The organism is Bradyrhizobium tropiciagri (assembly GCF_018130545.1).
In the GTDB taxonomy this organism is placed as follows: domain Bacteria; phylum Pseudomonadota; class Alphaproteobacteria; order Rhizobiales; family Xanthobacteraceae; genus Bradyrhizobium; species Bradyrhizobium tropiciagri_A.
On the sequence record NZ_JAFCKF010000005.1, the window covers coordinates 569,442 to 595,164 of the forward strand.

The window sequence follows — 25,723 nt, forward strand, 5'->3', positions numbered from 1 at the left end:
TCGAGCTTCAGGCGGCAGTCGAAGCCTTCGCTTGCTGCTTGGCGGCGGCGGCCGCAGCCTCGTCGCGGCGGATGTCCGAAAGCTTCTTCTCGACCTGCTCAGCGAAGATGTACTGCGCCGGACGCTGCTTCGACATGTCGATCTCGGGCGCCATCGGGCCCGTGGTCTTGATGCCGCGCAGTGCGACCCACATCGCCTTCAGCGGGTTGTTGATCGCAGCGGTCGCCGCGGTCGGCTCGTAGCCGCAATGGGCCATACAGTCGGCGCACTTCTCGTACTTGCCGGTGCCGTAGGTCTCCCAATCGGTGGTGTCCATCAGCTCCTTGAAGGTCTTGGCGTAGCCTTCACCGAGCAGATAGCAGGGCTTCTGCCAGCCGAAGATGTTGCGTGCCGGCATGCCCCAGGGCGTGCACTCGTATTCCTGGTTGCCGGCGAGGAAGTCGAGGAACAGGCCGGAATGCATGAAGTTCCACTTCTTGCCCTTGCCGAGCGCAAAGACGTCGCGGAACAGCTTCTTGGTCTTGGTGCGGTTGAGGAAGTGCTCCTGGTCGGGCGCACGCTCATAGGCATAACCCGGCGACATCGACACGCCGACGCCGAGCTCGGTGGTGAAGTCGAGGAATTTGGCAATCTCCTCGGCCGGATGTCCGTCGAAGATGGTGGCGTTGACGTTGACCGTGAAGCCGCGCGCCTTGGCCGCCTTGATCGCGGAGACGGCGCGATCGAACACGCCCTTCTGCGACACTGCCTTGTCGTGATGGTCCTTCAGGCCGTCGAGATGCACCGAGAAGAACAGATAGGGCGACGGCTCGAACAGATCGAGCTTCTTCTCGAGCAGCAATGCGTTGGTGCACAGCGAGACGAACTTCTTGCGCGCCACGAGGCCGCGCACGATCTCGCCGATCTCCTTGTGGATCAGCGGCTCGCCGCCGGGGATCGCCACCATCGGCGCGCCGCATTCATCGGCCGCGTCCCAGCATTCCTGCGCCGTCATGCGGCGATTGAGGATCGCATCGGGATAGTCGATCTTGCCGCAGCCGACGCAGGCGAGGTTGCAACGGAATAGCGGTTCGAGCATCAGCACGAGCGGATAGCGTTTGCGGCCAAGCAGCTTCTGCTTGATCAGATAACCGCCGATACGCATTTCCTTGAAGAACGGTATAGCCATTAGACGATTTTCTTTCTGCACTTATTCAAAGGGAAGTGGGTTCAGATCAGCCCGCAGTCAATTCGGCTGGCAGCCGGAATTCGATATTCTCTTCTCGGCCCGGAACGACGGAGACCGACACCGGTCCGATGCGCCGCAGAGCCTCGATGACATCGTCGACCAGAACTTCGGGTGCCGATGCACCCGCGGTGATGCCGACGGCCTTCGCGTCCTTCAGCCAATCCGGGTTGAGTTCGCTCCCATCGGCAATGAGATAACTCGCGACGCCGACCTCGGTGCCGATCTCACGAAGCCTGTTCGAGTTGGAACTATTGGCGGCCCCCACCACCAAAATGACGTCCACCAGCTTGCTTAGGTCCCTTACCGCAGATTGGCGGTTCTGTGTCGCATAGCAGATATCCCTGATGTCCGGGCCTTGAATATCTGTAAATTTTGCCTGAAGGGCCGCGATAATGTCCCTGGTATCGTCCACGGACAGGGTGGTCTGGGTGATGTAGGCGACCGGACTGTCGGTCGGCAGCCTCAGTTCCGCCACATCCTGAACGTTCTGGACCAGGAAAACCGGCCCCGGAACCTGTCCCATGGTTCCCTCGACCTCGGGGTGGCCGGCATGCCCGATCAGGATCAGGGCGCGGCCCTTCGAGATATAGCGCTTGCCCTGATTGTGGACCTTGGTGACCAGCGGGCAGGTGGCATTGAGCACCGGCAGGTCGCGGGCTTCCGCCTCCTCCTCGACGCTCCGGGCGACGCCATGGGCACTGAACACGGTCACCGCCCTGGCCGGCACCTCCGAGAGGTCCTCGACGAAGATTGCGCCCTTCTTCTTCAGGCTTTCGACCACGTGCTTGTTGTGCACGATCTCGTGGCGGACATAGACCGGCGGGCCATACTTCGCGAGCGCGCGTTCGACGATCTCGATCGCGCGCACAACGCCCGCACAAAAGCCGCGCGGCTGGGCAAGAAACACTTCCATCGGTCGTCCGTTACGCAAATCGCACCAATCTCTTTCAATGCCCTGCGGCCTTTTCGGCAACGCACTCCACAAGTCGGACCTTGCAACGTCAGTTGCAATGTCCGCGCCATCACAGTTCCTGCACGGGATCGTCGCCCCAAGCGCATGGAAATACAGGGATTTGTGGCAAAAAGGTAGCGTCTCGAAGGATAGCGGGGCCTATGCCAAAGGACATTTGAGGTAATATGGTATGGAATCGGGGCCCTGCGACCCTCCGTCCCCCTCACTTGTTCGTCACTTTATCGCCCACTGATGCGGTTTATACCGGCCACTCGCGGCCGTTCCTGTGGTTTGGAACCTCCTCGCCATCCCGTCGAGGAAGGTAACCAAAACAACATTAGATCGGTCCCCGGAACTCCGCTACAGAGCGGGCGTTTTCGGCCATGCTTCCCCGAGATTAGAAAGAAACGAAGTGCTGACAAATATTGTCGTCTCCGTTGTTAGGACCTGTACGCGTTTTGCCCTTCCGGTTGTCATTCTCGCTGTGCTGCTGTCGATCGGCGCCGGCTTCTATACGGCCCGCAACTTCTCGATCAACACCGACATCAACAAGCTGATCTCGCCGGATCTGGATTGGCGCAAGCGCGACAACCAGTTCGAGGAAGCCTTTGACCGCGAGCGACTGATCCTGGCTGTCGTCGAAGGAGCGACGCCCGAGCTGACCAGCTCGGCCGCGAAGGCGCTCACCGCGAAGCTGCAGGCCGACAAGAAGAACTTCGAGGCGATCACCGCGCTCGGCTCCGGCGAATTCTTCGAGAAGAACGGCCTCTTGTTCCTGCCGACCGAAGAGGTCGGCAAGGTGGCGGGCCAGCTCGAATCGGCCGCGCCGCTGATCGAAATCATGGCCGGCGATCCCTCGATTCGCGGACTGACCGGCGCGCTCGAGACCGGCCTTGCCGGCGTCAAGCGCGGACAGGTCAAGCTCGACAATGCCGCGCCGCCCTTCAACCTGATCTCCGAGACTGTCGAGACCGTCCTCAACAAGGGCAGCGCCACCTTCTCCTGGCGCGAGCTCACCAGCGACAAGCCGCTGACCGATTCGGACAAGCGCGCCTTCATCGAGATCAAGCCGATCATCGACTATTCGGCGCTGGAGCCCGGCAAGGCCGCGACCGATGCGATCCGCCAGGCGGCCGCCGACCTGAAATTCCCGACCGAATATCACGCGCGCGTCCGCCTGACCGGACCGGTGCCGATCGCCAACGAGGAATACGCCACCGTGCAGGACGGTGCGATCACCAACGGCATCGGCACTGTGGTGATCGTGTTGATCATCCTCTGGCTGGCGCTGCACTCCGGCAAGATCATCTTCGCCGTGTTCGTCAACCTGTTCATCGGCCTTGCGCTCACCACCGCGGTCGGCCTGATGATGGTCGGATCGCTGAACCTGCTCTCGATCGCCTTCGCGGTGCTGTTCGTCGGACTCGGCGTCGACTTCGGCATCCAGTTCAGCGTGCGCTACCGCTCCGAGCGTTACAAGAACGACAACCTGACGCTGGCGCTGGAAAACGCGGCTCGCCGCTCGGCGGTGCCGCTGTCGCTTGCGGCGATGGCGACCGCCGCCGGCTTCCTGTGCTTCCTGCCGACCGACTACAAGGGCATCTCCGAGCTCGGCAAGATCGCCGGCGCCGGCATGCTGGTGGCGTTCGTCACCAGCATCACGGTGCTGCCGGCGCTGCTCGACCTGCTCAACCCTCCGGGAGAGAAGGAGCCGGTCGGCTACGCCTTCCTGGCGCCGCTCGACCACTTCCTGGAAAAGCGTCGCGTTCCGATCATCGTCGGCACGCTGCTGGTCGCCGTCGCGGGCCTGCCGCTGCTGCACTGGATGAAGTTCGACTTCAACCCGATCAATCTGCGCAACAAGCAGGCGGAATCAATCGCCACCTTCCTCGATCTGAGGAAGGATCCAAACACCGGCGCCAACGCCATCAACGTGATGACGCGCTCGGAAGCCGACGTAAAGACAATCGAGGCCAAGCTCGAGAAATTGCCGGAAGTATCGCGCGTGATGTCGCTCGAAAGCTTCGTGCCTGATGATCAGCCGGCCAAGCTGAAGCTGATCGCGCAGGCGGCCAAGACGCTCGGCCCCGCGCTCAACCCGGACTCGGTCGATCCGGCGCCGTCGGATCAGGAGAATGTGGAGTCGCTGAAGAGCTCGGTCGACAGCCTGCGCAGGACCGCGGGCGACGGCAAGGGACCGGGTGCGGTTGCCGCGCGCCGGCTCGCCGACGCCCTGCAGAAGCTTGCCGATTCGACCCAGGCCACCCGCGACAAGGCCCAGGACGTCTTCGTCGCGCCGATGAAGATCGTGTTCGATCAGCTCCGCAACACGCTGCAGGCCCAGACCGTCACGCTGCAGAACCTGCCGCCCGAGTTGGTCCAGAGCTGGAAGACCAAGGACGGCCTGATGCGTGTCGAGGTCGAGCCGAAGGGCGATCCCAACGACAACGACAATCTGCGCCGCTTTGCCGACGCGGTGCTCGCCGCCGAGCCGACCGCGATCGGCGGACCGGTCTCGATCCTGAAGTCGGGCGATGTCATCGTGAATGCGTTCATCCACGCCGGCATTCTGGCGCTGGTCACCATTAGCCTGCTGCTGTGGCTGGCGCTGCGCCGTGTCGTCGACGTGCTGATGACGCTGGTGCCGCTCTTGGTCGCCGGCATCGTCACGCTGGAGATCTGCGTCTTGATCGGGCTGCCGCTCAACTTCGCCAACATCGTCGCGCTGCCGCTGCTGCTCGGCGTCGGTGTGGCGTTCAAGATCTACTATGTCACAGCATGGCGGCAGGGCAGGACGAACCTGCTGCAGTCGAGCCTGACGCGGGCGATCTTTTTCAGCGCGCTGACCACGGCGACCGCGTTCGGCAGCCTGTGGCTGTCCAGCCATCCCGGCACCGCGAGCATGGGCAAGCTGCTTGCGCTGTCGCTCGTCACCACGCTGGCGGCGGTGCTGCTGTTCCAGCCGGCGCTGATGGGCAAGCCGCGCGAGACCCTCAAGGACGAGGATATCGCCAACGACGTCACCTGACGCGTCGGCAGCCTGCTTTTGATCCGGCTTGGCGGCTGATGCCGCCAAGCTGCAATCGCAGGCCGAGCGATGCTAGACGTGTCAGTGCGTCGGCCGCGCGATGTCCGGCAGCAGGCAGATATCACCCACTGTGTCAGCCGACGCATTGGCGTTGCCCGGGGTGTGGGCTGCCGGCTTTTGACCTGGCTTGGTAGCAGGCGGCACGGCGCCGGTGGTTTTCTGGTTCTGCGGCGCTGTTGATTTGGGCAGGGCGCCCTTCGCCGCAGAGTTGCCTGCGGCCGCCGGGTTGCCGGCAACGCTCATCGGGATCGGCGGACCGACACGGGTCCAGGTCTCGCCGCCGCACAGGAAGCCGAGCACGCAGCCCTGGATCTCGAGCTGATCGGTGCCGACCGGCTTGATGGTCGAGCTGTAGAGCTGACCGTCCTTGGCGTTGTAGACTTGGCCTTCCCACGCATCGGCGCCGGCCTTCTTCTTCATGTCGATCAGAATCGGCATGCCGAGCGTCGGCCTGCTCTGCTTCGCAGGATCAGGATTGTTCTTATCCTTGCCGCCGGGGGTTTTTTCCCAAGACACTGCCCCCCACATGTTGCCATTACACTGGGCGACGCGGATGGTGGCGACACCATCAGCGACCTTCCAGTCGCCGGTCGGGTCCGCTGCAAGTGCCGGTGATAATACGGTGGCCAAAAATAAACCCGAAAAGGCTATTGTGCGCGCGAAAGTTCTTGGGCAGTGCAACATGGTCCAAACCTGTGCTTAACTCGACGATCCGAGCGGGGGTCAAAACGCCGCTAGCGAGCGTTTTAAGTTGACGAGATGGCCATCAACCGACGTATGTAACGAATGGTAAGTTCCAATTTAGACGTTTCCGAGATTTTTGTGGAGCGCGAGGGGCAGCGCGGTGCCATGCACACGCGTCACCTCAACGAGCAGCTCGTTCGCGTCCTCAAGACCATCGGCTACGACGTCGGCTTCCAGAAGGGGCAAGGCCAATACCTCTTCGATCGTCAGGGGGCTCGTTACCTCGATCTATTGAGCGGATTTGGCGTTTTTGCGATTGGCCGCAATCATCCGGCCCTGCGCCAGGCGCTGAAGAGCGTGCTCGACGCCGATCTGCCCAATCTGGTGCAGCTCGACGTCTCCACGCTCGCCGGCGTGCTCGCGGAACGGCTGCTGGAATACGTTCCATATCTGGACAAGGTGTTTTTCGCCAATTCCGGCGCTGAAACCGTCGAAGCTGCGATCAAATTCGCGCGCGGCGCGACCGGCCGCCCTGGCATCGTTTATTGCGGGCATTCGTTCCATGGCCTGTCCTACGGAGCGCTGTCGCTGACGGATGATTCGAATTTCCGCAGCGGCTTCGAGCCGCTACTGCCCGGCTGCACCCCGATACCCTTCAATGATCTCGAGGCGCTGGAGAAGGCGCTGTCGTCGCGCCAGGTCGGTGCGTTCATCGTCGAGCCGATCCAGGGCAAGGGCGTCAACATGCCCACCGACGAGTTCCTGCCCGGCGCGCTGGCGCTGTGCCGCAAATATGGCACGCTGTTCATCGCCGACGAGATTCAAACCGGCATCGGTCGCACCGGCAAATTCCTCGCGATCGAGCACTGGGGCATCGAGCCCGACATGGTGCTGCTAGCGAAGGCGCTCTCCGGCGGCCACGTGCCGATCGGCGCGCTGCTGACGCGCAAGAACATCTTCGACAAGATCTTCAACCAGATGGATCGCGCGGTCGTGCATGGCTCGACCTTTGCGAAGAACGATCTGGCGATGGCCGCCGGCATCGCGACGCTCGACGTCATCAAGGCCGAGAGGCTGGTCGAGAACGCCGCCAAGCGCGGCGCCGAGCTCCGCCTCGCGCTGACGCGCATGGTGCCGGGCTATGAATTGATGAAGGAAGTCCGCGGCAAGGGCCTGATGATCGGCGTCGAGTTCGGGCCGCCGAAATCGCTGCGGCTGAAAGCGTCGTGGAATCTACTGGAGACCGCCAACAAGGGCCTGTTCTGCCAGCTGATCACGGTGCCGCTGTTCAAGGATCACAAGATCCTGACCCAGGTCGCCGGTCACGGCCTGCACACCATCAAGCTGCTGCCGCCGCTCACGATCACCGAAGAGGACTGCAGCTGGATCGAGAAGTCGTTCGACGACGTGATCGCCGGCAGTCACAAGGTCCCCGGCGCGATCTGGTCGCTCGGCAAGACGTTGGTCGACAACGCGGTGCGCAAGTCGGCGTAAGCTCGAAGAAACGTAAGGCGGGTTAGGCGAAGCCGTAACCCGCCGCGACGTTCGAGAAGCTTGGCGGATTACGCCTTCGGCTAATCCGCCCTACCATTACCCTTCCTTGTTCGCGCGCATCGTGGCCTCGAACTTGTCGCCGAACTCGGTCAGCTCGTCGGCGCCGAGATCGCTGACCGCCCAGTAGTTCAGGCCGCGGTCGCTCCAGCGCCGGATGTTGAAGCCTTGCAGCGTCGAGGTCTGCGCTGCCTTCCGTTCGGTGTTCGCGGTCTGCGCCACGAACAGGTTGATCACGTGCTGGCGCCGCTTGTAGACCACGGCGCCGATCTCGCGGGCGTTGACGTAGTCGAGCCGGCCGCCGATCAGCGTAAAGCCCTGCGCGGTGAGATCGATCACCGGCGGCGAGACGTCGAGCTTGCCGTTGAACCAGGGCTTGACCGTATGCTGATCGGTCGAGACCACGTCGATCAGGTGGCCGGCCTGCAACGAGCGCAGATGCGCCGACACCACCTCGTTCTCGATCCGCTGCTCGTCGTCATTGCGCAGCACGATCGCAACCAGGCCGGTCGCGGCCATGGCCGATACCGCCGAGCCCATCGCAAAGCCGCGCAGCACCGAGCGCCGGCTCGGCGCGGCCTGCGGCTGCGGCAATGCCTTCTCGATCTTGCGGCGCAATTCGAGCGGCGCCTTGTAGCGCACGTCGCTCTCGGCGATCGCCTGGCGGATCTCCTGATACTCCTTCATGAGAGCGGCGCAATGCGCGCACCCCTCGACATGGGCTTCCACTTCGCGCGCATGGCCGGCATCGAGTTCGCCGTCGATCAGCGCGTGGATCAGCACTTCGGCTTCCTCGCAGGTCATTTCACTTGCTCCTGTTCCGCAAGCCAGGCCGATCGCAGCATGGCGCGGGCGCGCGCGAGGCGGGACATCACGGTGCCGACAGGCACGGCGGCGACATCGGCGATCTCGCGGTATGATAGATTCTGGATTTCCCTGAGCACGAAGGTCTCGCGGAACGGTTCGGCGAGTGCCGCCACCAGCTTGCGTACGGTGTCGCCGTCGAAGCGGCGCAGCAGCTGCTTTTCCGGGGTCTCCGGAGCTTCGTTCCACATCGGGGTCTGCTCGCGGCCTTCGGGTAGCTCCTCGACCGCGGTGGGGGCGGTCTTGCGCCTTGCGTATTCGGCGCGGCAGACATTGCGCAGGATCGCGAACAGCCATGGCTTCATCGCAGGGCCGCGATAACTGTCGAAATGCTTGTAGGCGCGCAGATAGCATTCCTGCACCGCATCCTCGGCGTCGGCGGCATCGCGCAGCAGATAGCGCGCCAGCGTATAGGCGTCGTCAAGGTATGGCAGCGCGGCTTCGCGGAAGCGCCGCGCCTTTTCGGGATCGTCTTGCGACGCGTTGACAACCATCGTGTTCTGCCCGGCATGTCGAGAGACGGCTTGTGCCCGGGCGGGGGCTGCGGGCCACCGACCGGGCATGGTTGTGATTGTATGGGTGGTCACGTTACCCAACCTTGATACTGCCTGTCATGTGCGGATGCAGCGAGCAGAAATACTTGTACTCGCCCGGCTCCGTGAAGGTGAACGAGAAGGTGCCGTCGGTATCCATGGCTTTGGAGCGGAATTTGCCCGCACACACCACGGTGTGCGGGATGTCGTCGCGGTTGGTCCAGGTCACGGTCGTGCCGACCTTCACGTCGAGCGGGTTCGGCGCGAACGAGAAATTGTCGATATGGACCGCGATGTCTTCGGCGCGGGCCGCCGTTACCGGCAGCAGCATGGCTGCGACCACGGCGATCCCGAAGTCGCGTCGATTGATCGAACTCATCGGTGTCTTCCCTTGGCCTTGTCGGGTCAGCCCTGCAGCGGCGTGTCGATGATCGCCAGCGGCTGGGTGTTCTGCTTGAAGTTGATGCTGGCGACGCCGAGCATGCTGCGCAGCTTGGCATCCTCGACCTTCATCGGGCCGGGCGAGGGGGCGGCCCCCGGCGCCGGCTGTGGGAACGCCGTCGAGCGCGCGGTGTGGAAGGTGACGTTGCCCTCGACCTTCTGCATCACCTGGTGGATGTGGCCGTTGAGCACGGTGACCGATCCAAAACCCTTGACGTATTCCAGCGCGCGGGCGCCATCCTCGGTGCCCCAGCCCCATTGCGGATAGACCGTCCACAAAGGGATGTGGGCGAACAGCACGATCGGCGTCGACTTGGAGCGGCCCTTGAGGTCGTTCTCCAGCCATTCGAGCTGCTCGTTGCCGAGATTGCCGAGGCCGCCGCCCTTGAGGTCGACCACGTTGACGAGGCCGACGAAATGCACGCCGCCGGCGTCGAAGGAGTAGTAGCCCGGACCCTTGGTGCCCTTGCCGTAACGCTCCTTGTAGAGCTTGACCTCTTCGTCGATGAAATCGTGCTCGCCCGGCACGTAATGCACGTCGAGCTTGGCCTGCGAGATGATGCGATCGGCGTCATCGAATTCGGACGCCTTCGACAGATGCGTGATGTCGCCGGTGTGGATCATGAAGGACGGCTTGACCGGCATCGCCCGGACCTTGTTGATGGCCTCCTCCAGCGTGCCGATGGCGTTCGGATTGGCCGGCTTGTCGAAGCCGACATGGCTGTCGCTGATCTGCATGAAGGTCATGCCGGTGGCCTCGGCAGCCTTCGCCGAGCCGACGATGCCGAGCGAATGCGGCACGCCGCCGGTGACGGTCCACAGCACGCCGGTGCCGGCCCAGGTCATGCATTCCAGCACCTTGCGTCGGCTGACGCCCTTCTCCTCATCGTGGTGATTGTGATCGTGTCCGCTCATGACAAGTCTCCCGTGGGCCCAGGGATTGGGTTTCCGGGGAGGTGATCGGCGCGCCCTGGGGTTTATTCCCGGGGCTTTGGAGGGGGTTGAGGGCGGGGATGACGATTTCGTGAGGGGCTGGGCCGGCGGCGTGCTGGAGGATCCGCGCGACAGGTGGACGCAAGGTCAAGATGCGCAATTGAAGCCCCACGCATTGCAACGTTATCGATCCGGCAAACCACTGATCGGTCGGAGGAAACCATGGCTCACGTCACCGGCGGCTGCCACTGCGGCGAGATTCGCTATGAAGTAATCGGAGAACCCTTCGTTCACGCGCTGTGTCACTGCAGCGATTGCCGGCGTCACGCCGGTGCGCCGATGGTTGGCTGGACCATGTATGCCGAGGAGGCCGTCAAGGTGATCAAGGGCCAGCCCAAGGTCTATCGATCCTCGGAACATGGCCGGCGGCACTTCTGCGCGAATTGCGGCACCGGGCTTTTCTACATCAACGGCAACATGTTGCCCGGGATCATCGACATTCAGAGCGGCACCTATGACGATCCCGACGCGGTGCCGGCCGTGGTGCACATCCAGGTCGCGGAGCGGCTGCGCTGGATGGAAGCCGCGCATGAGTTGCCGACCTTCGACCGTTACCCGCCGCCACCGTGACCGGCGTTCGACGCAGACGATGCCGCGTCCAATCATGCGGCGATGCGCCCCGCAACATAGATGAACGGCCGCAACACAGCTGTCTTGCAGCCGTCAGCATAATGTCAGCGCTGCTGCGTAAGAATGGCGGACTTCATTCGCCGAAGCGAGCCGGCATCACGCCGAGCACCACGGCAAATACCAAAAAGCGTTCCAGTACTGCGTGAGTGGCTTCCGCCGTCCCCGAAAGGGGGCGGCGTTTTATTTTGGCTAGTGCTGCGTGCGCTCACATCAGTCGAGCGCCAGCGGCCGTCTGCCCCTATTCGTCCTCGTCTTCCGGACCGCCATGCTGTTCGATCGCGTTGCGCACGCCGCGCATGACGGCGAACGAGACGAAGGCCATTCTTCGCTTCTGGTCGTCGCTCAATGTCTTGTAAAGCGGCTCCCAGGCATCGGAGAGCTTCTTGAGGTCGGTCCCGCGTTGGATGAGCCGGTCCGCTCTGCGCTGCATCCACTCGACGGGATTGCCTTCATGAAGCCCGTCCATCGGGCCGTTCTCGTGCAATTCGGCGATCCGCTCCAACCGGGCCTGCCGGTTTTTTGCCCTGTTACGGATCGCGTCCTCAATGGCCGGCCAGTACTTCTCCTGATCGGGGGTTAGCTGCAAGGCGGCCTTGACGATGCCGACGCGCATGTCGGTCAGGCTCTTCAGGTCGGCGGCGCTGGGTGGCGCCGCGCCGACAGTCGACGATGTCTCCGCTGCGAAGGCGAGAGACGAGGTTGTCACCAAAAGTGCAATAGCTGCGGCGGCTGCGGTCCTCGTCATTGCGAGCTCCTGAACTGCTTGTCGTGGAAGTCCCGGGAAAGAAGCGCACAAGCGGATCAGCGGCGAGTTGACTTAGGTCAAAGGGTAAGAAGCCGGAGATAGGGACGCGCTTCTGACCGTTCGCAAAATTCCGCGAAATCCCTTGCAATGACCGGCAAAGCCGCGGCGCCCGATTGAGCTAGATCAAGCCAGATCGAACCGCGGTGTTCAGAAATTGCTGTCCAACTCCCACCGACCGGGCGGTCCCATGCAGCTCTTGCTCAAGGAAATTCGCCACAATCCACTGCTCTGGATGCTGGTCTTCGTGCCGATTGTGCTGGTGGTCGAACACGTCGCCCCCGCCGCTCACACGGCTCTGTTTGTGCTCGCGGTCCTGAGCATCGTGCCGCTCGCTGCCCTTCTCAGCCACGCAACGGAGAGCGTCGCCGAGAAAACCGGCGATGCGATCGGAGGCTTGCTCAATGCGACACTGGGAAACCTGACGGAATTGATCATCGCGATCGCCGCGCTTCATGCCGGGGAATACATGCTGGTCAAGGCGTCGATCGCCGGCGCCATTGTCACCAATTCACTCTTCATGCTCGGCGCATCATTTCTGCTCGGTGGGCTCCGCCATCATGTTCAGGAATACAATCGGGCCGGCGGGAGGATGTATGCGGCGCTGCTGCTGATGGCGACGATTGCGCTGCTTGCGCCCGCAGCCGTTGCCGATCTCGATCCGGCGAGAGGCCAAGTCATGGCACAGACGCTCAGCACGGGCCTCGCAGTGTTGCTGATCTGTGCCTACGCACTCGGCTTGCTGTTCTCGCTCAAGACTCACAAGGAGTTGTTTGAGAGCGGGGAGCACGCCGAGGCAGGTAGCGCGGGTTGGCCGATCGGACTGGCCGTGAGCACGCTGCTCGTGGTGACGGTGCTGGTTGCCCTGGTGAGCGAGATATTCGTGAGTTCGGTGCAGAAGGCGGGAGAGACGCTGGGATTGAGCTCGGCGTTCGTCGGTTTCATCATCGTCGCGCTGGTCGGCGCTGCGGCCGAGATGGCGGTCGCGTTCTCCGCGGCGCGCAAGGACCGGCTCGACATGAGCGTCAGCATCGCACTCGGAAGCGCGTCCCAGATCGCGTTGTTCGTTGCGCCGGCACTGGTTCTTCTCAGCTATGTCATCGGTCCGAAGCCGATGGACTTGCAGTTCTGGCCGGGCGCGGTGACGATGGTCATGATCGCCTCCGTCACGTCCTGCTTCATCACCAATAGCGGGCGGTCGGCATGGTTCATCGGCGCCTTGCTGGTGTTTATCTACGCGATCTTCGCCATGACGCTGTACATGGTGCCGCCGGGATCGCACGGGCCGGTCTGAGCAGGAACGAGCCGGCTTGGTCGTGGATCCGGGACTGCGTGACCGCTTGCGCCGGCGACGATCTCACAGTGCGAACTCGCCCTGCCGGCTCGTCCAGTCGATGATTTCGACCTGAAGTCCTCGCCTCGACATCTCGTCCTCGAGATGGCCGGCGTGGCGCTTCCACTCGGCTGTCGTCCGAACCCGAAACACCGGCTTTTCTCCGCGGCCCTCGAATTCATCGTCGGCCTGGAGCGCGCCGCGAACCGCCTCGTGCATCATCTTCAGGCTCGCGTCGCTGAAGGCGCCGTACTCCATCGGTTCATCTCCCTGAGGTGCAAGCAGAGGAGGTCGCCGCGGGTCTCATCAACGAGACGCCGCGGCGCAGCGGCACCAAGCAGGCATCCCGGCTTGATCGAATGGCTCTCAATACTGCGGGCAAACCATTTGATTGTATTCATTGTAGTAGCAGTTCTGGTTTCCGTAGTAGCCGTAGCTGCCGTAGTAGGCGCCGGCAGCGGCAGCGCCGGCGGCGGCAGCACCAACGCCCCAGCCAGGTCGGTAGTAGCGACCGCCATAACCGGGATAGCCTGCGACCGGACGGCCGGGGCGACCTGCAACCGGTCGACCCGGATAGCCCGGGCGTCCTGCGATCGGATGCGAGGGGCGCGCGCGGCCGGCAGCGCGATATCCGCCGCCATGGACCCTTCCGGCACCCGCATGCATCCTTCCGGCGCCGGCATGCATGCCTCCGCGGTGAACTCCGCCGCCTCCGCCACCGCGGTAGCCGCCGCCACCTCCACCGCGGCGGGCATAGGCGCCATCAGGAATCAGACAGATGGTAACGAGAACCAGAGCCGCCAGAACGGCGAGGATACAACGGAGCATGGCGTGTCCTCCCTAACGGACGAAATTGCGAACGGAGAAACTGCGACAATTTCGGTGCGCGAGATTGACGTAGATCAACGGAACGCAATCCGTCTTCATCATGCCGCACGCTGCAGCAGCGCTTTCAAACAACCGCGAAAGAGAACTGCTAACAGACGTCCTCAGGCACAATCTGCACTTTGCTGCCGAAGCAACCGGGCTAGAATAGTCTGAAGGGTTCCATGACATTTGGTCTCGCCTCTCGGTCAGGCGAAAGACACATTTCTTGCCGAGTTCACCAATTCTTTTGCGTCCTGCAGAGTGCAGCCAAGAGGTCGATCGTGCGGAAAGCGGATGTCACGTGCGCGTGCTGTGGCGCAGGTTTCCGGCGGCTGGAGCTGTGGTCCGAACCCGGCGCCAAGGGTGAGTATCACTGTCCCGTCTGCGACTATCTGCTCGAAGCATTCGATGGCACCAACCTGATCGCCTATCGGCTGACGATCCAGCCGGTGCGCGCACCGGTCTATTCGGTGAAGCACATTGGCGATCAACGATGACTTGGCGATCGGCCGCCATCAGCGCGCGGCAAACGCCCTGACCGCAGCAACCATCAAATCCGGCGCTTCCTGCGCGACGCAATGGCCGACGTTCTGGAACGTGCAGCGGCTGGCGTGCGGGATCAGCGTCGCGGCGCGGTCGGCCATCTCCTTGTAGATCGGCCATGACTGCTCGGCCGTGGCGATGCGGACCGGGCAGGCGATCTCGGAGAACCAGGGGAATGGATTACCGCGGCCGTCGCCGCGGTAGATCTGCTCCATGGCCTCAAAGATCGGCCCCAGCAGCGCCGACTCGATCTCCGGCGTGCAGCGGAGTCGCATGCGGCCGTCGTCGAGTTTTGCATAGCCGTGATGGACATAGGCCCACAACGACGGCTCGGTCCACGGCGCGAAGGCCGGCGCGGCACGCAATCGGCGGAACAGATCGTCCGCATTGTCGAACTCGGCCCGGCGGCGCAGCACGCCTTGCACCGATCCGCTCGCGATGCCGCTGAGGCCACCAGTGCGCGGCGTGCGCGGATCCATCGCGGTTGGCTCGGTCACGAACAGCCGCACGAAGCGGTCCGGCATCAGCTTGGTGGCGAGCATCAGGTCGGTGGCGCCGGCACTGTGGCCGACGCCGTAGATGTCATGGAGGTCGAGCCGCTCCACGACCATGCACAGGTCGTCGGCGAAATCCTGGAAGTGATAGCGATCGGCGGCCGGCTTGTGGCTCAGGCCATGGCCGCGGCGGTCGAGCGCATAGACGGTGTAGTCGGAGGCCAGTGTCTCCGCGACCTCGGTCCAGACCTCGGCGACAAAGCCGGTGCCGTGCAGTAGCAGCGCAGGCGGCTTGCCGGAAGCCGCTTCGCCCCAACGCGCGAGCGCGATCTGCGCGCCGCTATCGCCAACCACGATCCGCTGCGGCTGCGCCATCGGCTTCTATCGCGCGTCTTGCAGGATCATCGCCGCGGCCTTCTCGGCGATCATCGCGGTCGGCGTGTTGGTGTTGCCGGACGTGATGGTCGGCATCACGGAGGCATCGGCGATGCGCAGCCCGTGCAGGCCGTAGAAGCGCAGCCGCTCGTCGACCACGGCCATCGGATCGTTCGCCAGTCCCATCTTCGCGGTGCCGACGGGGTGGAAGATCGTGGTGCCAATGTCGCCGGCGGCCTTGGCGAGCGAGGCGTCGTCGTCGCCGACCGAGGGACCCGGCAGGAACTCCTCGGGATGGTATTTCTCCAGCGCTGTCTGCTTCATCAGTCTGCGCGTGGTGCGGATCGCGTCGGCCGCGACCTGGCGGTCGTCGGCGGTCGAGAGATAATTCGGCGCGATCGACGGCTTGTCGTCGGGGGCGGTCGATTTGATGCGCACGGTGCCGCGCGAAGTCGGTTGCAGATTGCAGGCGCTGACCGTGATCGCGGGGAAGCGGTGCAAGGGATCGCCGAACTTGTCGAGCGACAGCGGTTGTACGTGGAACTGGATGTTGGCGCGCGAACGCGTCGCATCCGAGCGCGTGAAGATGCCGAGTTGCGACGGCGCCATGGTCAGCGGCCCGCGGCGGCGGAACGCATAGTCGAGGCCCATCAGGCCGCGGCGAACCAGATTGTAGTAGGTCTCGTTCAGCGTGCGCACGCCCGACACCTTGTAGATCGCGCGCTGCTGCAGATGATCCTGCAGATTATGGCCGATACCCTGCACGTCAGCCACGATGTCGACGCCGAGCGGCGACAGCCATTCGGCCGGGCCGATGCCGGAGCGGTGCAGCACCTGGATTGATCCGATCGCGCCGGCGCAGAGGATCACCTCTCCCCTGGCGCGCGCCTCCACGGCCTCATTGCCTTGGCGAAACAGCACGCCGGCGGCACGGCCGCTCTCGATGATCAGGCGATCGACCAGCACGTCGGTCTCGAGTCTGAGATTGCTGCGGTTCAGCACCGGCTTGAGGAAGCCGCGCGCCGACGACCAGCGCCGGCCGCGCTTCTGGTTGACGTGGAAATAGCTGGTGCCTTCGTTATCACCGGTGTTGAAATCCGGGATGCGCTTGATGCCCATCTCCTCGGCGGCGTCGCCGACCGCATCGAGGATCTGCCACGACAGCCGCGGCGCCTCGATGCGCCAGCCGCCGCCTGTGCCATGATGCTCGCTCGCACCGAGGAAGTGATCCTCCAGCTTCTTGAATGCCGGCAGCACGTCGTCGTAGCTCCAGCCGGTGAGGCCGAGCTGGCGCCAGTGGTCGTAGTCCGCGGCCTGGCCGCGCATCGAGATCATGGCGTTGATCGCCGACGAGCCGCCGATCACCTTGCCGCGCGGATAGGCGAGCGATCGGCCGTTGAGGCCAGGCTCGGCCTCGGTCTTGAACATCCAGTCCGAGCGCGGGTTGCCGATCGCGAAGAGATAGCCGACCGGGATGTGAAACCAGATCCAGTTGTCCTTGCCGCCGGCTTCCAGCAGCAGCACGCGCTTGTTCGGATCGGCCGACAGACGGTTGGCCATGATGCAGCCCGCCGTGCCCGCACCGACGATAATGTAGTCGTAGTCACCCTCAAGCCTTCGCGGCATGTCCTCGTTCCCGGCAAACGTCTTTTGTTGACTTCCTATTAGTCAGACGCAGCCGGTCGAGACAAGCCCGACGGCGAATGCCGGGCTCGACGCCTTTTCGCATAATTCGGACTTGGACAGCTTTTCACGCCCATTCCGAATGAATAGGCTTTCTCCGTGTAGATGGATTGCTCAACTTGGTGGAGGATTCCTGTGGCAGACCCAGTCCGCGCCGCATTTTACCACGATGGAATGCGTGAATTGCAGGACCGCTTCGACGGCCGTCGCGTTGCAGACGGCCTCGAGAAGCATCGCCTCCATTTCGAATTCTGGGAGCAGGACCGCAAGCTGATCGAGGAGACGCGATTCTTCTTCATTGCGACGAGCTATCAGGACAACGTCGATTGTTCGATGCGTTCCGGCGATCCCGGCTTCGTGAAGATCACCGGGCCCGATACGCTTGAATTCCCGGAGTATGACGGCAACAACATGTACCGCACGCTCGGCAATATTCATCGCAACCCGAATATCGGGTTGCTGTTTGTCCGCCTCGACGGCAAGACGTTTCGAACGCGCGTCCGAGGCCAAGCAACGATCCACGACGACCCGGAGACGCTTGCCAGGCACCATGGCGCGAAGGTTGTCGTGCGCGTCAAATGCGAGATCTTCCCGAATTGCCCGCGCTACGTTCCGGACCTGATGGGCGCTTCAGCGGATGTGCCGGCGAACCTGTTCGTTCCCCGGCCTGGCTACGAGCCGCCCGCACCGGAATGGAAGAGCCGGGATTACCTCAGGGACGTGCTTTCGAAGTATGATCCGCACCGGAAAACGTGAGGTTTAGGGCAGCGGCGCCATGTAGGGAATGCTGGCCACCAGCGCGAACACCTGTACCGCGTTGCAGGCCATGCCGCCCCAATGCAGCCGGCGCAGCCGCCGCACTGCGGTCGGATCGCCTGAGTCCCGCGCGTCTGCTTCGGCATCGAGCCGGCGCAGGAACCATCGCCGCGCCAGCACGGCAAAACCGGCGATCAGGGCGATGCAAAGTGCGGTGACCGGCCGGCCCGCTGCGGCAAAGGCGAGTGTCCCGATCACACCGGAGACGGTCAGCACCAGGAAGTAGGCGTTGAACATGCCGCGCAGCAGGCGGGTGACGGGCGGAACGTCGAGCTTCACCAGCAGGAACGCCGGCGCCGCCAGCAGGAAGTATCCCATCGGCACCAGCAGGATGATGGTGGAAAACAGGACCGCTTGATCCGGCGTCATGCAGCCGCTCCTTCTTTGGACGGCGAGAGGATTCGCTGCGGAAAACCTCGGGTAGTATCGGTACGGGGTATCTCCCGTACCATTGGGCTTTGGTCGGATGCGATTGCATCAAGCCCGACACTAACAGCCTTGAAGTCGGCTGGCCGCCCTGCCGGAGGAACATGCTGCATCCGGTTTATGAATGCGGGCCCCAGCCAGCGGCATGCCTCATCTGTTTGGGTGGACTGGCTCTTGCATGCTAGACAGGACGTTCGTCCAACCTCCGAGGCCAGAATTCTCATGCCCATCGTCAACCGCGTCGCCGATCTGCAACCCGATATCCAGGCCTGGCGCCGCGACATCCATGAAAACCCCGAGCTGCTCTATGATGTGCACCGCACTGCATCATTCGTGGCCGACCGTCTCAGGGAATTCGGCTGCGACGAGGTCGTGACCGGGCTCGGCAAGACCGGCGTGGTCGGGGTCATCAAGGGCAACAAGGGGCCGGCCAAGGGCGACGTCAAGGTGATCGGCCTGCGCGCCGACATGGACGCGCTGCCGATCCACGAAGAGACCAACTTGCCTTACGCCTCGAAGACGCCGGGCAAGATGCACGCCTGCGGCCATGACGGCCACACTGCGATGCTGCTCGGCGCCGCGCGCTACCTCGCCGAGACGCGCAATTTCGCCGGCGACGTGGCGGTGATCTTCCAGCCCGCCGAGGAGGGCGGGGCAGGAGCGGCCGCCATGATCAAGGACGGCCTGATGGATCGCTTCGGCATCGAGCAGGTCTACGGTATGCACAACGGCCCGGGAATTCCGATCGGCTCGTTTGCGATCCGTCCGGGCCCGATCATGGCATCCACCGACGAGGTCAATATCAACATCGAAGGGCTCGGCGGCCACGCCGCGCGGCCGCATAAATGCATCGATTCGGTGATGGTCGGCGCGCAGCTGATCACCGCGCTGCAGTCGATCGTGTCGCGCAGCGTCGATCCGCTGGATTCCGCCGTGATCTCGATCTGCGAATTCCATGCCGGCAACGCCCGCAACGTGATCCCGCAGACCGCGGTGCTGCGCGGCACCGTCCGCACCCTGACCCCGGAGGTCCGGCAATTGATCGAGAAGCGCATCGGCGAAGTGGTCAAGGGCGTGGCCCAGCTGACCGGCGCGCGGATCGATCTCGACTACAAGCGCGGCTATCCCGTCACCGTCAATCATCCCTCGCAGACCGAATTCGCGACCCGCATCGCCAGGGAAGTGGCCGGCGACGGCAACGTGCACACGATGCCGCCGCTGATGGGCGGCGAGGATTTCTCCTACATGCTGGAAGCGCGGCCCGGCGCCTTCATCTTCTGCGGCAACGGTGACAGCGCGGGCCTGCACCACCCCGCCTACAATTTCAATGACGAGGCGATCGTGTACGGCACCTCGTACTTCGTGAAGATCGTGGAGGACGCGCTGGCGGCGTGAGCCTCACGCATCCCATCGCACCGGCAGCGTCACCGGGCCACGGAACACCCAGCCACGGACGACCGGCGGCGCCTCCTCGCGGAGGCGCAGATGGCGCAGGCGCGCGAACAGCATCGGCGCCACGATCTTGCCGACGGTGAGCCGCGACACCCAGGTGCCGGCGCAGAAATGCGGTCCGGCGCCGAACGCCAGGTGCGATTGCTTCGGCCGCGTCACGTCGAAGCGATCAGGCTCGGCAAAGCGATTGCCGTCGCGGTTGGCGGCACCGACGCAGAGGCCGATCTGAAGGCCCTCGGGCAGCGTGGTGCCGGAGAGATCGACATCGCGGGTGACGCGGCGTGGATACATGCCGATCGGCGAGATCCAGCGCACCGCTTCCTCGAACGCGGCCGGCCATAGCTCCGGCTTCGCCAGCAAATTGTCCTTCTGCGTCGAGTTTTCCAGCAGGCCGAGCACGAGGGTGAGGATCGCATCGCGCGGTTCGTTCAACCCGCCGCCGATGATCACCTTGATGTTGGCGCGGATGCCCTCGATCGGCATCGGCGGATCGGCATGGATCATCGAGGACAGGATCGACGGATTCGGGTGGCTGCGGTGATCGTCGAGCACCGCGTCGATCGCGGCGTCGACATCGGCGCTCGCCTGCATCGCCTTGCGCTCGATCTCGGCATCGGCGGCATAGTTGCCGGCGCCGTCGATCAAGGCTTGCGACCATTCGGCCAGGGTCTGCCACGGCATCGCGCGAAAGCCGATCATGGCCATCAGGCTGAGGGAGGCCATCGGCGCAGCCAGCGCCGCGAATAGATCGGCTTCACCGGCCGCCGCCAGATCATCGATCAGCTTGTTCGCGATCGCGGTGAATTGCGGTGCCCAATGCTCCTTGATCGTGGCCGGGCGGAACGAGGGCTCGATCGCCTTGCGGCCGATCGTATGCTCGGTGCCGTCCTTGCGCATGAAGGTCGGCCCCATCACCTTGTTGACCAGCGAGGCGGGATTGTCGGCCGAGTAGGTCGCGGGATCGCGCTCGATCCGCGTGATGTCGTCGAAGCGCGTCACCAGCGTCAGCTTGGCGGGCTCGACATACACCGCCGGCGCCAGCTCGCGCAGGCGGCGGAAGATCGGATAGGGGTCGTCGAGCAGGTCCTGATAGGCGATGTCAGTGACGACGGGCACGCTGCTGGCCATGGATCCTCCCGGAGCGCTTTTTTGCAGAGGCTAGCGCTGGAGGGGTAATCACTCAATTCGATGGGATTGATATAGTCCATCGAATTATTCAATGACATTGTGCTAGGCTGGACCGCCGGCAATGCGGGAGGTGCAGCGTGGCGGTCAATTCCTCGATCGATCCGATCGACATCGGGACCTTGCGGACGCTGGTGCTGGTCTACGATATGCAGTCGTTCTCGGCCGCGGCCCAGCGGCTCGACGTCAACCAGTCTACCATCAGCTATGCGATCGAGCGGCTGCGCGGAGCGCTCCACGACCCGCTGTTCGTCCGCAGCGGCAATGGCGTGACGGCGACCGAGCGCTGCGCGGCGCTGGTCGGCTGGGCGCGGGACATGATCGGCGAGATCGACGGGCTTGCTTCACCAGTCGAATTCGACCCGGCAACCGCGCAGGGTACCGTGACGATCTCCTGCAATTATCACGAACGCCAGACCCTGATCCCGCAGTTCAGCGCGCGGCTGCGCGCCGGCGCGCCGCAGGTTCGCCTCGTCCTGCTCGATGCCGCAGGCCATGGCGACGTCCATCTCAAGCAGAACCAGTGCGACATCGTGCTGGGTCCGGTCGGGATCGTCGGCGAAAGTTTCTTCAGGCGCCATGTCCTCACCGATCACTATGTCTGCGTGATGGATCCGGCCAATCCGCTGGCGCGCGCACGGATCGCGCTGTCGGCCTACGCCAAGGCCGAGCATGTCTTCATCACCCATAGCGGCGAGTGGCAGCCGCTTTATCTCGCGGCGCTCAAGGCGCGGAAGATCGAGATCGCGCCGATGGTCAGCCTGCCGAACCACGACAGTCTGGAGCGGATCATCACCGGCACAAGGCTGGTTGCGACCATCCCGCATCATCTGGCGCGGGCGATGCGCGGCATCCTGCACGTCGCGTCGCTGCCGTTCCGCGTGCCGATCTCGATCGACATGTACTGGAGCGCCAGGACGGCCAAGTCAGGCCTGCACAAATGGACACGCGGCCTGCTGGCCGAGGTTGCGAAGGCTTACGCCGCCTGAGCGAGCGTCCCACGGCCACAAAACAAAAGGCCCGCACCTGAGGTGCGGGCCGTCTGTCCGGCGCGTTACCGCGCCGAAAGCAAGGGGCATCAGAACACGTGGTAGAACACGTAGTACAGAACGCCCGAGAGGATCATCGCGGCCGGCAGGGTCAGCACCCAGGCCATCGCGATGTTGCGGATCGTTGACCATTGCAGGCCGGAGCCGTTGGCCGCCATGGTGCCCGCGATGCCTGACGACAGCACATGCGTGGTCGAGACCGGCAGGCCGTAGCCGTCGGCCGCAGCGATCGTCGCGGCCGCCGTGATCTCGGCGCAGGCGCCCTGCGCGTAGGTCAGGTGGGTCTTGCCGATCTTCTCGCCGACGGTGACGACGATGCGCTTCCAGCCGACCATGGTGCCGAGGCCGAGCGCGATGGCGACGGCGAACTTCACCCAGCTCGGGATGAACTTCGTCGCGGCATCGAGCGAGCCCTTGTACTCGGTCAGTGTGGCGACGTCGGCAGCGGAGAGCTCGGCTTCCTTGTCCTTCATCAGGAAGCGGATCGCTTCGGACGCCAGGTACATGTCGTTACGGGTGTTGCCGACCGCGTCAGCCGGGAACTTGGCCAGCGAGCCGTACTGCGAAACCTGCTTGCCGATGTCGGTCACCAGCACCGCCAGCGACGGGAAGGTGCCTTCGTTGATCTGGTGCTCGGCGACATAGTTGGTCACGGCCGGGCGCGGGTTGCCGATCACGTTGTAGCCGGCGGCCTTGCCTTCGATGACCTTGCTGGCCGCGGTCGAATGCGCGGCGAAGAACTCGATCTGGCTGGCGGGCAGCGCGCGGTTCAGCGCATAGGCGGTCGGTACGGTGCCGATCAGGATCAGCATGATCAGGCCCATGCCCTTCTGGCCGTCGTTGGAGCCGTGGAAGAAACTGACCAGCGTGCAGGTCAGGATCAGGATGCCGCGAATCCACCACGGCGGCGGCTGGTTGCCGACCGGCTCGCCGAACAGCGCCGGAGTGGCGCGCGCCAGCACGGCCTTGAGGATGTAGAGCAGGCCGGCCGCGAGCACGAAGCCGAACAGCGGCGACAGCAGCAGCGCCTTGGCGATGCCGGCGGCCTGCGTCCAGTCCACGCCAGAGGTGCCGTCGCGGCCGCGCAGCAGCGCGTTGGTGATGCCGACGCCCATGATCGATCCGATCAAAGTGTGCGAGCTCGACGCCGGCAGGCCGAGCCACCAGGTGCCGAGATTCCAGAGGATGGCGGCGATCAACAGCGCGAACACCATCGCAAAGCCGGCGCTCGAGCCGACCTGCAGGATCAGTTCGACCGGAAGCAGCGAGACGATGCCGAACGCGACGGCGCCGCTCGAGAGCAACACGCCGAACAGGTTGAACATGCCCGACCAGACGACGGCGACATGCGCCGGCAGCGAGCGGGTGTAGATCACGGTGGCGACCGCGTTGGCGGTGTCGTGGAAGCCGTTGACGAATTCGAAGCCGAGCGCGATCAGCAGCGCGACGAACAGCATGATGTACGGCAGGAACGACGTGACGCGCGTGCCGGTGGCGTCGACGTCGGCATAGATGCTGTAGGCAACGAACAGCAGCGCGGCCGCAACCACGCCCAAATAAATAACCCCGGTCATGGGGTGGAAGCCTTTGTCGAGGTCCGGACCCTTTTTCAAGGCGGGCTCGATCGAGCCGGGTAACGCCATATCGCTCATGGTAAACTCCTGTCCCAATGCCTCCGATTTTGATCGATGCATATGACAGGCAATTGAAATTCGGCCCGTGAGCTGAGCGGGACTGCCATGGCGGTGGAAATCCGGCCGAATTCCTGGACAACGTGTTGACTGTGCACGCGCCTTCGCAGCCTCGCGGCAATCTTCGGCAACGGAAGATCACCAATCGCGGCGCAGGCCTGCTCCCTGATTTTCGCAGGGAGAGACATGTGCGGACAAGATCACACAGCCAACGCCGCCCGGAGCGCGCGCAAGCCTGACGATCCGGACAAGTCCGGCGCGCAATGTCAGCGAGAGGAGGGAGAGATGAGGTGGCGCGCCGCACGATCGGGGCTAGCAAACCGCGCGGCGCGCCCGCCTCGGGGTACGCCATGGCGTGAACATGACGCCCGATTACCTGCGGAACATGTCACAGTACCACGGATCAATTAAAGGTTGTAGGGATTTGTTGCCGCTGAGAACAATTTCACGTTGAAGTGTGGTTCCCTGGTTCCGTTGGTTCGGTGGAACTCAGGCCGCGCGAGCCGAATTGCGCAATTGATCCGCGGCGATTTTCAGGTCGTCGACAAAGCGCTGATATTCCAGCGCCTTGGCTTTCTCGTCGGGCAATCGCAACAGATAGGATGGATGCACCGTGACGAGCACCTTGGTGGTGTCGTGGTTAATCAGGCGCCCGCGGTTCTTGTTGATCGGAGTGATCTTGCCGAGCACGCTCTGCGCTGCGGTGGCGCCGAGCGCTACGACGAGCTCCGGCTTGATGGCGGCAAGCTCGCGCTCGTACCACTGACGGCAGGCGCGGATCTCCGTTGTGCCCGGCTTCTGATGCAGCCGGATCTTGCCGCGCTGCGCGAATTTGAAATGCTTCACCGCGTTGGTGATGTAGACCTTGCTGCGATCGATGCCGGCGTCCTCGAGCGCGCGATCGAGCATCTGCCCGGCCGGTCCGACGAAGGGATGACCGGCAAGATCTTCCTTGTCACCGGGCTGCTCGCCGACCAGCATCAGTGTCGCGCTTTGCGGCCCCTCGCCGAACACGATCTGGGTTGCGTCTTTCCACAGCGGGCAGGCGCGGCAATTGACGGCCTCTGCGCGCAAGGCGGCAATTGTATCGTGAGCTTGAGGCTGCTTGCGGGGCATCGGCTGATCCTGCCGCTGCTGCGGCTCGGCCGTCTTGCGTGCGATGAAGGGGCCGCTGGTCATGCGCATGGCGTCTTCGATCAACGGCTTAATGATCGAGTCCTCCGGCAGGTTCCTCCAATAGGCCTGCGGCATCTCCATCATTTTCAGCCGCGCGGGATTGGAGAAGCCGTTGTCATGACGCCGCCAAGCCTCCTCGATCCGATCCTCGCTCGGCACCTCGGACTTGGCGACGCCCGGCGTGATCGAGATCGCGTGCCCATCCCAATGGGCTGACACGTCGGGAGTGAGGATCGACCACGGCATGTCGGCGAAGCGGCCGGCGAAGAAAGGCGCGGCGAGCTCGACGATGCGATGCTCCGGCTCGAACCAGGCGACGTAATGCGCCGTCCGCTCGCGGCCGATCTCGCGGAAGCGGAGCTGCGCGTGCATCCGGTCGATGTCGCGATAGACCGCGCGCGCCATCGCGTGGACCTCGGCGACGTCGGGATCGTCAGTGGCGCTGAGCAGATCGTGATGGCTGCGCAGCCGCCACAGCAGACGATAGAGCAGGGCGAAGCGCTGATCGTCGCGATGCAGGACCGCGGCCTTTGCCAGCTCGAGGAATTTGGCCGACACGTTGAACTGCGCCTGCGGTGCATCAGGCAATTCATTCGCGCAGGCAGCCGACGACAATTTGTCGTCGCGGCGTATGGTCCACGTGACTTCCGCGGGCTTCACGTCATGTGTCGCCAGGCGCCGCGCTGCCTTGCGCCAGCCCTCGAAATCGGTGTCGTTGTCGAGCACGATGATACGCATGCGATTGCTCCGTTTCCGTCACGCCGTCATTTTCGGGGCCTCCCGCGCCTGACTTGCGGAAGAGCAGGGCCCGTCCGGTTGGGGCTGCTGAATCCCATTGATTCCACTGATGAATCGATGGGCTCACCA

The 25,723-nt window shown here is 63.7% G+C and carries 24 protein-coding genes; 8 read left to right on the top strand and 16 right to left on the bottom strand.

Annotated features, from left to right (window positions below; all coding sequences use genetic code 11):
* Positions 1-7 precede the first annotated feature (7 nt).
* Complete coding sequence (gene hpnH, locus JQ616_RS24200; protein WP_212018755.1) at positions 8-1,168, bottom strand: adenosyl-hopene transferase HpnH; 1,161 nt, start codon at positions 1,166-1,168, stop codon at positions 8-10.
* A gap of 46 nt (positions 1,169-1,214) precedes the next feature.
* Positions 1,215-2,141, bottom strand: a complete 927-nt coding sequence (ispH, locus tag JQ616_RS24205) for a 4-hydroxy-3-methylbut-2-enyl diphosphate reductase (RefSeq protein WP_212018757.1) — start codon at positions 2,139-2,141, stop codon at positions 1,215-1,217.
* Positions 2,142-2,592: 451 nt separating this feature from the next.
* Here ispH and JQ616_RS24210 point away from each other — a divergent pair, with 451 nt between their 5' ends.
* Complete coding sequence (locus tag JQ616_RS24210; RefSeq protein ID WP_212018759.1) at positions 2,593-5,208, top strand: MMPL family transporter; 2,616 nt, start codon at positions 2,593-2,595, stop codon at positions 5,206-5,208.
* Between the two features lie 81 nt (positions 5,209-5,289).
* Here the strand turns inward: JQ616_RS24210 and JQ616_RS24215 are convergent, their stop codons facing one another.
* Positions 5,290-5,952, bottom strand: a complete 663-nt coding sequence (locus JQ616_RS24215) for a DUF2147 domain-containing protein (RefSeq protein WP_212018761.1) — start codon at positions 5,950-5,952, stop codon at positions 5,290-5,292.
* A 102-nt stretch (positions 5,953-6,054) separates the two neighbouring features.
* Between JQ616_RS24215 and hpnO the strand changes: the two genes are divergently transcribed.
* Entirely contained in the window at positions 6,055-7,446 is a 1,392-nt protein-coding gene (gene hpnO, locus JQ616_RS24220) for an aminobacteriohopanetriol synthase HpnO (RefSeq protein ID WP_212018763.1), read from the top strand.
* Positions 7,447-7,542: 96 nt separating this feature from the next.
* Here hpnO and JQ616_RS24225 read toward each other — a convergent pair whose 3' ends face one another.
* The 4 genes from JQ616_RS24225 to JQ616_RS24240 form a co-directional block, all read right to left on the bottom strand.
* Positions 7,543-8,307 carry an anti-sigma factor family protein gene (locus tag JQ616_RS24225; protein WP_212018765.1) on the bottom strand — a complete coding sequence of 255 codons (765 nt, stop codon included), beginning with the start codon at positions 8,305-8,307 and terminating at the stop codon, positions 7,543-7,545.
* Positions 8,304-8,861 carry a sigma-70 family RNA polymerase sigma factor gene (locus JQ616_RS24230; protein ID WP_212018768.1) on the bottom strand — a complete coding sequence of 186 codons (558 nt, stop codon included), beginning with the start codon at positions 8,859-8,861 and terminating at the stop codon, positions 8,304-8,306. The genes JQ616_RS24225 and JQ616_RS24230 overlap by 4 nt, the downstream gene beginning before the upstream one ends.
* 94 nt (positions 8,862-8,955) lie before the next feature.
* Complete coding sequence (locus tag JQ616_RS24235; protein WP_212018770.1) at positions 8,956-9,279, bottom strand: cupredoxin domain-containing protein; 324 nt, start codon at positions 9,277-9,279, stop codon at positions 8,956-8,958.
* A gap of 26 nt (positions 9,280-9,305) precedes the next feature.
* A complete protein-coding gene (locus JQ616_RS24240; protein ID WP_212018772.1) occupies positions 9,306-10,256 on the bottom strand; it encodes a metallophosphoesterase family protein in 951 nt (316 codons plus the stop codon).
* Between the two features lie 240 nt (positions 10,257-10,496).
* Between JQ616_RS24240 and JQ616_RS24245 the strand changes: the two genes are divergently transcribed.
* Entirely contained in the window at positions 10,497-10,904 is a 408-nt protein-coding gene (locus tag JQ616_RS24245) for a GFA family protein (protein WP_212018774.1), read from the top strand.
* A 298-nt stretch (positions 10,905-11,202) separates the two neighbouring features.
* Here JQ616_RS24245 and JQ616_RS24250 read toward each other — a convergent pair whose 3' ends face one another.
* On the bottom strand, positions 11,203-11,709 hold the full coding sequence (locus tag JQ616_RS24250; RefSeq protein WP_249137163.1) for a Spy/CpxP family protein refolding chaperone: 507 nt from the start codon (positions 11,707-11,709) through the stop codon (positions 11,203-11,205).
* 247 nt (positions 11,710-11,956) lie between these two features.
* Between JQ616_RS24250 and cax the strand changes: the two genes are divergently transcribed.
* Positions 11,957-13,060, top strand: coding sequence for a calcium/proton exchanger (cax, locus tag JQ616_RS24255; protein WP_212018776.1), 1,104 nt, complete (start codon positions 11,957-11,959; stop codon positions 13,058-13,060).
* A 63-nt stretch (positions 13,061-13,123) separates the two neighbouring features.
* Here cax and JQ616_RS24260 read toward each other — a convergent pair whose 3' ends face one another.
* Positions 13,124-13,357, bottom strand: coding sequence for a hypothetical protein (locus JQ616_RS24260; RefSeq protein WP_212018778.1), 234 nt, complete (start codon positions 13,355-13,357; stop codon positions 13,124-13,126).
* Between the two features lie 108 nt (positions 13,358-13,465).
* On the bottom strand, positions 13,466-13,927 hold the full coding sequence (locus JQ616_RS24265) for a hypothetical protein (protein ID WP_212018779.1): 462 nt from the start codon (positions 13,925-13,927) through the stop codon (positions 13,466-13,468).
* A gap of 320 nt (positions 13,928-14,247) precedes the next feature.
* Here JQ616_RS24265 and JQ616_RS24270 point away from each other — a divergent pair, with 320 nt between their 5' ends.
* Entirely contained in the window at positions 14,248-14,463 is a 216-nt protein-coding gene (locus tag JQ616_RS24270; RefSeq protein ID WP_212018781.1) for a hypothetical protein, read from the top strand.
* Between the two features lie 18 nt (positions 14,464-14,481).
* On the opposite strand, the gene JQ616_RS24275 is transcribed toward JQ616_RS24270, so the two are convergent.
* On the bottom strand, positions 14,482-15,378 hold the full coding sequence (locus tag JQ616_RS24275) for an alpha/beta fold hydrolase (protein ID WP_212018783.1): 897 nt from the start codon (positions 15,376-15,378) through the stop codon (positions 14,482-14,484).
* 6 nt (positions 15,379-15,384) lie between these two features.
* Positions 15,385-17,004, bottom strand: a complete 1,620-nt coding sequence (locus JQ616_RS24280; RefSeq protein WP_212018784.1) for a GMC family oxidoreductase — start codon at positions 17,002-17,004, stop codon at positions 15,385-15,387.
* A 192-nt stretch (positions 17,005-17,196) separates the two neighbouring features.
* Here JQ616_RS24280 and JQ616_RS24285 point away from each other — a divergent pair, with 192 nt between their 5' ends.
* Entirely contained in the window at positions 17,197-17,817 is a 621-nt protein-coding gene (locus tag JQ616_RS24285; RefSeq protein ID WP_212018786.1) for a pyridoxamine 5'-phosphate oxidase family protein, read from the top strand.
* A 3-nt stretch (positions 17,818-17,820) separates the two neighbouring features.
* On the opposite strand, the gene JQ616_RS24290 is transcribed toward JQ616_RS24285, so the two are convergent.
* Positions 17,821-18,246, bottom strand: a complete 426-nt coding sequence (locus JQ616_RS24290; protein WP_212018788.1) for a hypothetical protein — start codon at positions 18,244-18,246, stop codon at positions 17,821-17,823.
* Between the two features lie 279 nt (positions 18,247-18,525).
* Between JQ616_RS24290 and JQ616_RS24295 the strand changes: the two genes are divergently transcribed.
* The gene (locus JQ616_RS24295; RefSeq protein WP_212018790.1) at positions 18,526-19,698 is read left to right on the top strand and encodes a M20 aminoacylase family protein; all 1,173 of its coding nucleotides are present in this window, start codon (positions 18,526-18,528) and stop codon (positions 19,696-19,698) included.
* Between the two features lie 3 nt (positions 19,699-19,701).
* Here JQ616_RS24295 and JQ616_RS24300 read toward each other — a convergent pair whose 3' ends face one another.
* Entirely contained in the window at positions 19,702-20,883 is a 1,182-nt protein-coding gene (locus JQ616_RS24300; protein ID WP_212018792.1) for a cytochrome P450, read from the bottom strand.
* A gap of 137 nt (positions 20,884-21,020) precedes the next feature.
* Between JQ616_RS24300 and JQ616_RS24305 the strand changes: the two genes are divergently transcribed.
* Positions 21,021-21,929, top strand: a complete 909-nt coding sequence (locus tag JQ616_RS24305) for a LysR family transcriptional regulator (RefSeq protein WP_212018794.1) — start codon at positions 21,021-21,023, stop codon at positions 21,927-21,929.
* A gap of 89 nt (positions 21,930-22,018) precedes the next feature.
* Here JQ616_RS24305 and JQ616_RS24310 read toward each other — a convergent pair whose 3' ends face one another.
* Both JQ616_RS24310 and JQ616_RS24315 read right to left on the bottom strand, forming a co-directional pair.
* Entirely contained in the window at positions 22,019-23,641 is a 1,623-nt protein-coding gene (locus JQ616_RS24310; RefSeq protein ID WP_212018796.1) for an inorganic phosphate transporter, read from the bottom strand.
* Positions 23,642-24,169: 528 nt separating this feature from the next.
* Positions 24,170-25,594 carry a UdgX family uracil-DNA binding protein gene (locus tag JQ616_RS24315; protein WP_212018798.1) on the bottom strand — a complete coding sequence of 475 codons (1,425 nt, stop codon included), beginning with the start codon at positions 25,592-25,594 and terminating at the stop codon, positions 24,170-24,172.
* Positions 25,595-25,723: the final 129 nt, after the last annotated feature.